Source organism: Thioalkalivibrio halophilus (assembly GCF_001995255.1).
Taxonomy (GTDB): domain Bacteria; phylum Pseudomonadota; class Gammaproteobacteria; order Ectothiorhodospirales; family Ectothiorhodospiraceae; genus Thioalkalivibrio; species Thioalkalivibrio halophilus.
In genome coordinates this window covers 16,239-27,573 of the sequence record NZ_MUZR01000068.1, presented here as the reverse complement: position 1 = coordinate 27,573, position 11,335 = coordinate 16,239, and the positions used below count along the sequence as shown (strand labels likewise).

Genomic DNA, 11,335 nt, shown 5'->3' with positions numbered 1-11,335 from the left:
GCGAGACACGGTATCTACGGTCAAATCCTGCCGGTAGGAGGCCGGCCCTCCGGCCGATTCCGCATCCGGGCTACCCCTGCGCCGGGTCGGCCAGGGGGCTGGCCTCCTGCCTTTTCAGGCGGTTCAGCCCGCCGCGGAAGGCCCGCGCGCGGAACCCGGCCCGCTGCATGCGCTCGGCGATCACCGCCGAATTGCTGCCGCGCTGGCAGTAGAGCACGTATTCGCGGTCGGCGGGCCAGTCGGCGAAGGCCTGCAGCAGGGTGTCGGCCGGATGGTTCTCCGCCCCCGGCCAGTGCCAGCGCCGGTAGGCCTCCGGTGGCTGGCAGTCGATCACCGTGGCCCCCTCGGGGATGCGGTCCACGAAGATCCCCTCGCCCTCGCCCTCGCCCTCGACCCCGTCCGGTCCGTCATCCACCGCCAGCGGATCGCGCTCGCACACCGCGTCGATCGCCTGCTGCAGAATGGCCGGATCCAGCGCCGCCTCGGCGCGTTCAATGCGCGAGGTGCGGCTCTCGACCAGCGGCGGCTGCTCCGACAGCGCGCAGAACTCCGGCACCCGCTCGCACAGCTCGAAGGTGCCGATCGCCCGCGCCCGGTCGGTGATCTCCTGCTTGTCGAAACCGATCAACGGCCGCAGCACCGGCAGCGTGGCCACCGCGTCGATGGTCTGCAGATTGGACAGGGTCTGCGAGGACACCTGACTCAGGGCCTCGCCGGTGACCAGGGCCTCGGCCCCGCTGCGCGCCGCCACCGCCTCGGCCGCGCGGTACATCAGCCGTTTGAGCACGATCTGCCACATGTCGCCGGGGACGTTGGCGCGCAGGTCCTCCACCACCGCCTCGAAGTTGACCACGTACAGCCGCGGACGGGTGCCGTGCGCCCAGTCGCCCGCCAGACGCCGCGCGATCGCCGCCACCATCGCCTCGTGGGTGGCCCCGCCGAGGTTGCAGAACACGAAATCCGCCGTGGTGCCACGACGCATCATGTACCACGCGGCCACCGCCGAATCGAAGCCCCCGGACAGCAGCACCAGCGTGCGCCCCTGCACTCCCAGCGGCAGCCCACCGGCTCCCCGCCGGCGTTCGCTGAACAGCCAGGCCCGATCCTCCTGCAGATCGATGCGCACGGTCACGTCGGGCGCATCCAGGTTCACCTTCCCGGGGCCATTGAGGGCCGCGCCCGCCTCGCGCTCGATGCGGGTGGCCGACACGCGCTTGGTCCCCTGGCGCTTGCAGCGCACCGCGTAGGTCCGGCCGCGCACCGCCTCGGTGAAATGCCGCCGCACGCCGTCCACGATGGCCTCCAGCTCGGGTTCGACCTCGGCCACCACCGGCGAGAAGGTGCTCAGGCCGAATACCCGCGGCAGGATCTCCAGCGCCCGCTCGCGCTCCGCCGTGCGCAGCAGCAGGCGCCCCTGCGCGGTGGCCAGACGGTGCGGCACGTCCTCCAGTGCCCGGCGCAGGTTGCGCTGCAGGATGCGGGTGAAATGGCGCCGCGTACCGGGCGCCTTCAGGTGGATCTCCGGCGCCTGGCGGAGAATGATCAGATCGGATTCGGCAGTCATTCGTTCGCGGGGTCTTCACCCGTCAGCAGTTCATCCGGCGCCGGCCGCAGATAGCTCTGCCGGCACACCCAGTCCAGTTGCAGCGCATCCGCGCGTTCCCGCAGCCGGCGCACCACCGACATGCGGTCCCGGCGACCCGCGCCGAAGTCCTCGATGGCGGTCTGCAGGGCCGCGCGTTCGTCCGCGGGCAGGTGCTCGCGGAAATGCCCCAGCAGATGCTGCAGCACGTTCACGTGGGCGCCGCGCGTGGTCCCGCGCGCCAGCGCCCGGGCAAACACCTCTGCATATTCGGCCGCCAGCTCCGCGCGCGGGCGCGTCCCGGCGGCCGCCACCAGGCGACCCAGGCGGTCGTAGTCCGGCCGGCCATGGGCCAGCAGCAGCATCTTCTCGCGCGCATGGAAGGCCGACAGGTCACCGGCAGTCCACTCCGTGGCCAGGCGTTCGCGCAGCCGCGCCAGGGCGAACAGCCGGATCACGAACGCCTCGCGCGCCGCTGCATCGTGCAGCGCGGTCTCGTCCACCAGCAGCCGCGACGGATCGGCCGTTTCCAGCGCGGCTGCGAACAGGCCCGGACCCGGCTCGCGCTGGCCGTTGACCGGCACCGCGCGCCCGCAACTGGGCGAGCGCGCCTTCAGAACGTAGCCATCCGGACCCGCGGGCCCTTCCAGTTCCGGCAACCGCCCATCGACCCAGGCACGCAGGGCCGGCGCATGATCCTGCCCGCTTTCGCGTCCGCGCAGTCGCTGCGTATCCCCGGGCCCGCGTTCCAGCTGCATCGGCTCGCGTGGAGTGCCCAGACCGGCCTCGGCCTCCGGACACAGGGCCACGAGCTCCACATGCGGGAGCAGCACCTGCGTCAGCCAGTCGTCGCGGCGGTGACCGCCATCGTAGCGCACACGCTCGCCCAGCAAGCAGCGCGAGACCCCCAGACGGGGTCGTGGCGGGACAGTGTCGGGATCGTTCATCGTTGCGCGCCGTAGCCTTCCACCGGCCCCGGTTCTCGGTACTTCGGAGCGCATATGGTAGGCGCCCCCGAAGGTCAAAGGAAATGGAAACCTCCGGGAAAGTGCGTCGGCAGGGTCCGGCCGAGCTCTGGCGGGCCTCTTCGCACGGTGCCCCGCCGCTACAAGGACGGCGTCGGGGTACGACCCGCCTTGCGGGCATACATCTCGCGATCGGCGCGCCCCAGCAGCGTATCCGGATCACCGTCCCCCGGCCCGTCGGCCCAGCCCAGGGTCATCGCGGGCGTCACCTCGCCCGCGGCCAGCTGCGCCGGCCGGCTCACCGCTGCTTTCAGCCGCTCGCCTGCCGTCTCCGGCGAGGCCTCGTCCGCCAGCAGCACGGCGAATTCGTCGCCGCCCACCCGCGCCACATACGCGGACTCCGGAACCGCCTCCTGCAGCCGCCGGGCCACAACGCCCAGCAGCTCGTCCCCCGCGGCATGCCCCAGGCGGTCATTCACCGGCTTGAACTGGTCCAGATCGATGAAGGCCACCGAGAACGTTTCGCCGGTCTCACCCGCGCGCTCGATCGCCTCCTCCAGCTGTCGATAGAAGGCACGCCGGTTGGGCAGGCCGGTCAGGGCATCGTGCGTGGCCTCGTGCTCCAGCCGACGGCCGGCCTCCTCCAGCCGGGAGGCCTGTTCCCGCAGATCATGATGCATCGCCACCAGCGTCCGGCGCGTCACCAGCGTCAGGGCCAGGGCGAACAGCACGCCGCCTCCCCCGAACACCAGCATGAACCGCTGCGTATTGGCCCCGACCTCGCGCGCGCGTTCGGCCGCGGCCTCCATCTGCGCCCGCTCGTGGGCCCGCAGCTCCTCGATCGAGATGTCGAACTCCCGGTCCAGCTCGAACAGACGGTCGCTCAGGATCGCCATCGCCGGCTCGATCTCGTCGCGCGCCGCGAGATCCACCACCTCGTCCTGCAGCTCCACGATCTCCGGGATCAGGGCATCCTGCTCCTCCAGCCGCTCGCGGGCCACCGCCTCGGTCACGCGCTCGTCCAGGGCCTCGCGGACCTCGCCGACGCGGTGACCCCAGTGGTGGTACTCCATCAGCAGGTCGTCACGCTCGAACGGATCATCCGTCAGCACCTGATTCACCATGGTCTGGTGCCGGTTGTAGGCCGCCTCGAGCAGATCGGACGCCAGCTGGATCCGCTGGGCCCGTTCCTCGGTCATGTGGTGGAGCTCGTCCAGCAGCCGCTGGTTCTGCCAGACACTGTTGGCCACCACCACGAGCATCCCCGCCAGCAGAACCACGAATGCCAGGGTGATGGCATTCACCAGACGCCCGCCGATCCGCTTCACCCTTTGCGAAAACTGCATGCGCTCCCCGCCCGCTGCGTGCCTCCGGCACTATGCGAACGCCATCACACCCCCGGCAACACAACCGCGCAAACCGGGCGGTATTGAGCCCTCCCCCGGCCGATGGCCGAAGCCACTGCTGACAGTCGAACTACCAGCTCTGCCGGAAGGTAATCCCCGCCGCGTGGACGTCATCGGAACTCGCGAATTCCCCGTGATAACCGACATCCACCCGACTTCCTTCGCCGAAACGGGCGCTCAGTCCCGCATTCACGTGGATCCGGTCACGACTGAGTTCCGGCCCCTCTATGGTGAACTGTTGCTCGGGTGCCCCGTCGAAAGCCGTGCGCATCTCGCTGGCCCGGTCACCGTGTTCCTGCAGCCAGGCCACCTCGACGTTCGGCACCAGTTCCGCCCCGCCCGCGGTTTCGAAATGCTGGTCCAGATTCACGCCCAGCCGGGTCCGCAGCGAATGCTCGCGCTCGCTGTCCACCTGCAGGTTCGCCTGGCCGGCGCCGGATTCGGTGAACGACTCGCGGCTCTGCTGCTGATAATCCAGCCCGGCAAATGGCGCCACGCGGGTCCGCTCTCCGACGTCGAAGCCGCGCCCGAATTCCACGCCGGCCCCAACGCCCGTCGCAGAATAGGACGCCTCCGCGGTGTCACCGGTCAGGGCAACGTCGCGATCGGTTTCGGCGTCGTGGTAACTCGCACCAACATCACCGCGGACGTAATAACCGTTGCGTTCCCAGCCGCCGTAGACGGCCACCTGCCAGGAATCCACGTCGATGTCGGCCGCCCCACTGTCCGCGGTTGCCCGGCTGAAGCCCAGGCCGACCCCCATGAAGCCGTCTTCTCCCAGGGACGTGTCAGCCCCCAGCGCAATGCCTCCGAAACTGTAGTCCGAGCCGGCCGCACCGGAGGTGTCATCGATCTCTCCCTGACCGCCCTGGGCACGCACCCACCAGTGGCGATCCGATTCCGGAGTACTCGTTGCCGAAGCACCGGACGGCCTGCCCGCGGAGGCCCATTGCGTACCGGCCAGGTCGGACAGACTTGCCACCTCGCCGGCGGCCGGAGCGACTGTACCCCCCATGCGTCCCCGAAGCAGACCCCGGAAACGCTGGTCACTGCGCATGCCGACCTGCTGGGCATGGGTATGATCCGCACCGCTCAGAGAATCCAGGCCGGCACGGGCACCGTGCGTATCCCGGACCAGCAGCGAATCCACCAGCGCGGAAACGGGTTCGTCGCCGGCCAGTTCATCGAGGGCCCCCGCGACGGCCCGCTGGTTGGCGGTTTCCGCCGCGCTCTCGAACACCGCCACCCGTGACAGCGTCAGCTGCACCCCGGTATCGGAGTACGCCACCGAGGTATCCAGGAAGACGAAATCGTCGGAGACCTCGTCAAAGCTGCCGTCCACGCCGCCTTCCGCCGCCAGCACGGTGTGGGTGATTTCGTCGCCCTCGAACAGACGGCCATCTCCGCCGTTTTCTTCGGTGACGTGGAGCCGCACCCCGTCCTCGATGGTCAGCTCCCCGCCGATGCCGGTATGGTCCGCCTCCGATCCGTCCTCGGAGACTTCCACCACATGGACGCTGCCCGATTCCAGGGTCATGTCGCCGGCCACCGCGAGCGAGCCCACCGAGTTGCCGGGCCGCACCTGCCCCCCGGACGCCACGTTCAGGTCGCCCACGGTGCCGGTACCGGAGATCACCCCGCCGGCGTGCACGGTAACCGCCGAATCGGCCATGGAACCGTTCACCCGCAGGTTGCCGCCATGCACGTCCGCATCGCCGCTCAGGTCGTGTTCGCCCTCGATGACGGTCATGCCGGCGCCCGCGTGCACCACGTCGAGGTCGCCGGAGAGCGTCACCGGGTCTCCTCCAGCGGTGCCGTCGAAGGTCAGGTGATAGTCCTCCTGACCGTGCGTGAGGCTCAGGGTGGCGCCATCGCCCAACCCTTCGATCCGTCCGGCCTCCACGACCCCGGCCGTGTCCGTGCCGCCGATCTCCAGGGTGCCTTCGCTGTCCGCTCCCGCACCCAGGGCCACGCCTGCACCGGCGCTGATCCGGCCGCCTTCGGCGACCAGCACGGTGCCCGCGGAATCCCGCCCCGCGGCGACGGCCAGCATGCCGTCCATCGCCCACTGCGAGTCCTCACCAATGACCGCGGCCTGCCCGCTGGCTTCGGCGAACCGAGCGACCGAGCCACTGCCGGCCTGCACCTCGGCGCCATCCGCGATCGCCAGTTCGCCTTCACCAAATGTACCCGCGGTGAGGCGCCCGTCGACCTCCAGTTCGGTGCCGGCACCCGCCACCTTCGCGCTGCCTTCGGCCGAGTCCGCGTACCCGATATCCAGTGCCCCGGCGCCGAGCCGCGCACCCCGTTCGACTTCGACCCGGCCCTGCCCGCCGTCACCGACGATCAGGTCGTCCGCGATATCGACGCGGGTGCCGTCGCCACTGACGTGCACGCGCCCGCTGCCGGTCCCGGCGGCCCCGATGTAGGCGAACTCACTGGCCAGCTCACCTCCGGAGCGGAGCTCCAGTTCTCCCTCCCCGGCGGCACCGACCCGCAGGCCGCCAGCGCTCTCCCAGCGTGAGCCGGCACCCTGCACACGGGCATGACCGGCAGCGTTCTCGAATTCACCCAGGGTGGCGCCGCCATCCCGCACGGTCGCGCCGTCCTCCACGCCAAGGCGGGCCGTGCCACCCGCGATGCCCACGCGGGTCTCCGCACCCGCGTGGTCGATGGACCCGCCGTCCAGCAACAGTTCGCCGGCCTCGACGTCCGTGCCGCCGGCATGATCGGCATCCCCCGAGAACAGCAGGGTCCCCTCTTCGGTCTTGGTGAGCGCGCCGGACCCCGTGATATCCGTCCGGATCTCGGCATGGCTGGCGAGCACGCGGATCTCGCCTTCGTCGGACGTCTCCAGTTCGCCGTCACCTCTCAGACGATAGCCGCTGTCGACGAACTGCATGCCCTCGAAGGCCTGCGTGCCTTCGACCTCGACGGTGCCGCCGCGATAGGGGTCGGCGTCCTTGAACACGGCGTGCTGCCCGCCCCAGGCGACGGCGATCTCACCGCCCTTGTTCAGCCAGTCAGCGCCATTATCGCTCCAGACGCCGTCACCACCCTGCCAGTGCTGCAGGCTGTCATCGCCTTCCAGACCGATGAACAGGTCCAGCCGGTCATCGCCGTACTGCAGCTCGTGCAGGACATCCTCTTCCAGTTCCGGCAGGTCGCCGACGGCCAGATCGCGGTCATTCAGGTCTCCCTCCCAGGTCATCAGGCGGTAGTAACCGAGCCCGGGATCGCCGGCATCCGGGGCCTCGCTGGCGCGCAGATCCAGGGTACCGTCCAGGGTCAGGTCGCCACCGACCTCCACGCGGCCGCTCACGCCGTCGGCGGGGTTTTCTTCGCCCGGTTCCCCCAGCGCCACATCCAGCGTGGCGCCCGGGTCCAGTGCCAGATCGCCGTCGATACGCAGTGCCCCGGCCCCGACCGAAAGGTCCATTACGCCACCGTCCTCGACGCGGGTCGCACCGACCGTGCCGTCGCCGGCCAGCGTGGCGTTGTCGGTGACCGTGGTGGCGGATCCCCCCAGATCACCATCGACCCGCAGCACGCCGGACTCCACGCGGGTCTCGCCTTCCAGCGCCTGAGCCCCGTCGACCGCGAGCGTGCCCTCACCACGCTGGACGAGATCGCCCTCGCCCTCGAGTGCGCCGCCGAACACGACCGTATCGGCGCGATCGAATACCACCGTGCCCTCATTGTGTACGTCGCCATCGAGCGTCCCGGCCTCACCGCCGTCCCCCACCTGCAGGGTGGCGCCTTCGATGAGGGTCTCTCCGGGCGCCACGTCGCCGGTCAGCACCAGGGTCCCGTCGCCGGCATGCACCAGGTCACCATCACCGGTCACGGCCCCGTCCAGAGTCGCGTCATCACTGCGGTCCATCCGCAGGGTGCCCGGCTCCAGCAGTTCCACGTCGCCGGCCAGCCGGCCCTCGGTTCCGCCATCACCCACCTGCAGGACACCGGATTCGATCCGGGTGCCGCCGGCGTGCGTGGCCTCGCCGGTCAGCACGGCGGTACCGCCTTCGGTCTTGTACAGCTTGCCGTCACCGGTGATGTCCACGGCGATCTCGGCGCGGTCCGCCAGCACCCGCAGTTCACCGTCCTCGTCGGCGTCGGGGGCGATGACCCCCGGCCCTTCCAGGCGGTAATCCTCGTCGACGAACTGCAGGCCCTTGAACGACTGGGTGCCCTCGACCTCAACGGTCCCGCCTTGATAATCCCCTTCGTCCCGGAACACGCCATGGTTGCCGGCCCAGGGAACGGCGACCTCGCCGCCATCGTTCATCCACTGCTCGGAGGCATCACTCCAGGTCCCGTCGCCACCCTGCCAGTGCTGCAGGGTGTCATCGCCGGCCACCGCCACATGCATGTCCAGATACCCGCCTTCCGGGTTCAGCAGAAAGAGGGCCCCCTCGTCCAGTTCCGGGCTCTCGCCGATCTCCAGCTCGTTATCGGTGAGCGCGCCCTCCCAGGTCATCAGCCGGTAATACCCGAACCCGGCGTCGCCATCGTCCCCATCCTCGCTCTGACGCAGGTCCAGCACCCCGTCCAGGATGAGATCGCCCGTCACCTCGATGCGGTCGCTGGTACCGGCATCCGGCTCATCCTCGCCGGGTGCGCCCAGGGCGAAGTCGAGCCGCGACTCGGGCGAAAGCAGAAGATCGCCGTCCACGGTCAGGCTGCCGACCGAATTGCCCGGATCCAGGCGACCCCCATCTTCCACGGTGGTATCCCCCAGGGTTCCGCGCCCGGCCAGCGTGCCCCCGTCCAGCACGCGCGCCGAGGCCGCACTCAGATCCGCATCCGCCACCAGGGTGCCGGACTCCACCCGGGTCTCGCCGGTGTAGTCCTGCTCCGAGTCCAGGATCAGCGCGCCCTCGCCACGCTGGACCAGATCACCATCCCCCGAGACGTCCGCCTCGACCGTGTACTCGTCGGCGCGGTTGAAGGCCAGCACGCCGTCGTTCTCGACCCGTCCCTCGATGGATCCGGATTCATCCCCTGCGCCGACCTGCAGGGTGCCCTCCTCGATGATCGAGTCTGCGCCCAGTGCATAATCCCCGGAAAACACCGTGGTGCCTTCCCCGGTATGGCGCAGCTCCACCTCGCCGGACAGAGCGACTTCGGTTCCGTCGTCCTCCCCGGTGTCGGTGAAGTGATAAGGCGCTTGCGCGTGATCGAACTCGAGGATCCCGTGGCCGTCGCCGACTTCGAACGTCTCGTCCACCTTCAGGATGCCGGCCCTCTCGCCGTCCCCGAGAACGAGATGCCCTTCTGCTCCGAGATACCGGCCCAGAAACAACCTTGTCGCGGCCAGTTCCGCGCCGTCCGATACTTCCAGCCGGGCCGTGCCCCTGCTGCCCACCGCTACGGTGTTCAGGTCCGCATCCCCGCGGTCGATCCGGGTCCCTTCTCCGGTGATACGACCTTCAGCACTCCCGCCTTCCCTCTGGGCCAGATAAAGCTGGTTACCACCGACGCGCCCGCCATCCCTGACCTCCAGAACCCCGTGCCCTTTCTTGCCAATCCAGACACGACCCAGGAATTCGGCATCCTCGCCGAGGACCTCCAGCGTCCCTTCGCCAGAATCAGAAGCCCCGAAGTTCGCGACGTCGTCCGTTTCAACCAGACCTTCCTCGACGGTAACCGTGCCGGCACCGGCATCTCCCACCGTCAATTCACCCCGGCTGATCCAGAGGCCTGCCTCAAGATGCACTTCACCTTCAGCACCCGCCTCTTCTCCGAGGGTTGCCGTTGCGGTATCCAGCTGACCTCCATCGGTCAGCACCAGTTCTCCGGTTCCTGCCCGCCCCAGGGTGAACCCACGCGCCACCGCCAAAGAGGAATCGTCGATTTCGACACGGCCGCTTCCCCCGCTGTCGCGGCCCGCAACCGCAGACTCGAGCTCGCCCTCGCTCCCGCCAGCCAGCTCCAGCTCACCTTCACCTTCACCACCGAGCAGCAGACCGTCCGAGACATCCAGGTGACCACCCTCTGCAACCTGGAGGCGACCCGGTTCCCCCGGGTCTTCACCGACCTCGACCTCTTCGGCGTCCAGCTGTCCGCCAGCCCCCACGAAAAAGGTCCCTTCGTCCAGCACCCGGAGGGGCTCCGACTGCAGATCCATGCTCCCTTCTTCGACCCCGAGGGTCCCCCGGTGAACGTCAACCACCCCCGTCAGTTCATGGGTGTGCCCGGTCAGGAGGGTTTGCCCGGTCCCGTAATGGTGCAGATTCAGTGCCCCTTCCAGTGCCGGCGCCTGTCCCTCAATTGTCCCGTCTTCGGTGAAATAGTAGTCCTCATCCCCGTGCTGGAAATGGATCAACGACTCGCCTTCTCTGGCCACGATGCCATCCTGGACATACACATGGCCCGGGGCGTCTTCCCCGCTGCTTCCGATCTCCAGCAGGCCGACGCTCCCCGGCTCAGAGCCAAGCCCCAGCTCCCCGGTGACAACCAGCTTGCCTCCGTCGATCACCCTCACGTTGCCGGTTACACCCAGGCTTGACGTGAACTGGAACGATCCCCCCAAATCCAGATCGCCGATGTTCGTGAACCTCGATCCTTCACCAATGACTTCCACATAGCCCGAGGCCCCGTCATCGCCGCCCACGAGGTTGGGAACACCGAAGTCGGTCTGGCTCGCCTGCACCACTCCTCCATCCTCAATGAACAGCTCCGCCGTGCTGTTCGAGTAGTAGCCTACGCTCAAGCCACCATCAGGGTCATCCACCACCAGTTCACTGCCCTCGCCGGTGACCGTCACGCGGCCACGACGAACGCCGGCGTCACTGTCCGTCAGGTCGCTCCCGATACCCACATTCCTCGCGTCCAGAACCCCGCCGTTCCGGATGGTCAGCTCGGCAGTTTCCGGATCCGCCCCCACACTAAGCCAGTCGACAGTCGCCTCTTCTCCGTCGATCACCGGCCAGGGATTGCCTCCATGCACGCCTTCCCGGGCAATCAGCACCGAGTCACCGCCCCCGGGGAGCGCACCCGTGGACTCCCCATCGTCGTCCCACCAGTTACCGGCGGCGAACCAGTCGGCACTGTCTTCGCCGGTCCATAACCAGTCCCACAACGCGTGAGCACTGGTCGGAAACAGCAACACAACGGCAAGCGCCCCTGTCAGAACGCCTCGAAAACGACCCGGAGCGCCCATGGACCGGGTTCGACGACCACACCCCTTGCGACGGCCGCGGGCAATCTCGGCGGCGACCTGCCAGGATCCAAGGGCGCGATTGAAGACGAGGCGGAAGGTCTGGTTCATGGTGTCCGTTCTCCGTTGGAGTTCCGTTTTTTCGCCCGCTGCCCGCATGCAGCCCGGGCGTTCTCATGAACTCGTCAAACTGCCGACGGCCCCGGATGCTGCCTAGGAA

Annotated in this window: 4 protein-coding genes and 1 pseudogene; all 5 read right to left on the bottom strand. The window is 68.8% G+C overall.

The genetic code is table 11. From position 1 onward, the window contains the following. Positions 1 to 70: 70 nt before the first annotated feature. The gene (thiI, locus tag B1A74_RS13285) at positions 71 to 1,564 is read right to left on the bottom strand and encodes a tRNA uracil 4-sulfurtransferase ThiI (RefSeq protein ID WP_077244907.1); all 1,494 of its coding nucleotides are present in this window, start codon (positions 1,562 to 1,564) and stop codon (positions 71 to 73) included. Next, positions 1,561 to 2,529, bottom strand: coding sequence for a YbgA family protein (locus B1A74_RS13280; RefSeq protein WP_167769424.1), 969 nt, complete (start codon positions 2,527 to 2,529; stop codon positions 1,561 to 1,563). Before B1A74_RS13280 ends, thiI begins: the two co-directional genes overlap by 4 nt. A 158-nt stretch (positions 2,530 to 2,687) precedes the next feature. Continuing rightward, a complete protein-coding gene (locus B1A74_RS13275; RefSeq protein ID WP_077244905.1) occupies positions 2,688 to 3,893 on the bottom strand; it encodes a diguanylate cyclase domain-containing protein in 1,206 nt (401 codons plus the stop codon). A 130-nt stretch (positions 3,894 to 4,023) separates the two neighbouring features. After that, positions 4,024 to 11,067, bottom strand: coding sequence for an autotransporter domain-containing protein (locus tag B1A74_RS13270; protein WP_244269229.1), 7,044 nt, complete (start codon positions 11,065 to 11,067; stop codon positions 4,024 to 4,026). A gap of 33 nt (positions 11,068 to 11,100) precedes the next feature. Then, a pseudogene (locus tag B1A74_RS14605) lies at positions 11,101 to 11,226 on the bottom strand (ESPR-type extended signal peptide-containing protein); the annotation flags it as partial. Positions 11,227 to 11,335 lie beyond the last annotated feature (109 nt).

Bases quoted from the DNA above. Each gene is read 5' to 3' on its own strand.
- thiI (WP_077244907.1), bottom strand. From the start codon at position 1,564: ATGACTGCCGAATCCGATCTGATCATTCTCCGCCAGGCGCCGGAGATC.
- B1A74_RS13280 (WP_167769424.1), bottom strand. From the start codon at position 2,529: ATGAACGATCCCGACACTGTCCCGCCACGACCCCGTCTGGGGGTCTCG.
- B1A74_RS13275 (WP_077244905.1), bottom strand. From the start codon at position 3,893: ATGCAGTTTTCGCAAAGGGTGAAGCGGATCGGCGGGCGTCTGGTGAAT.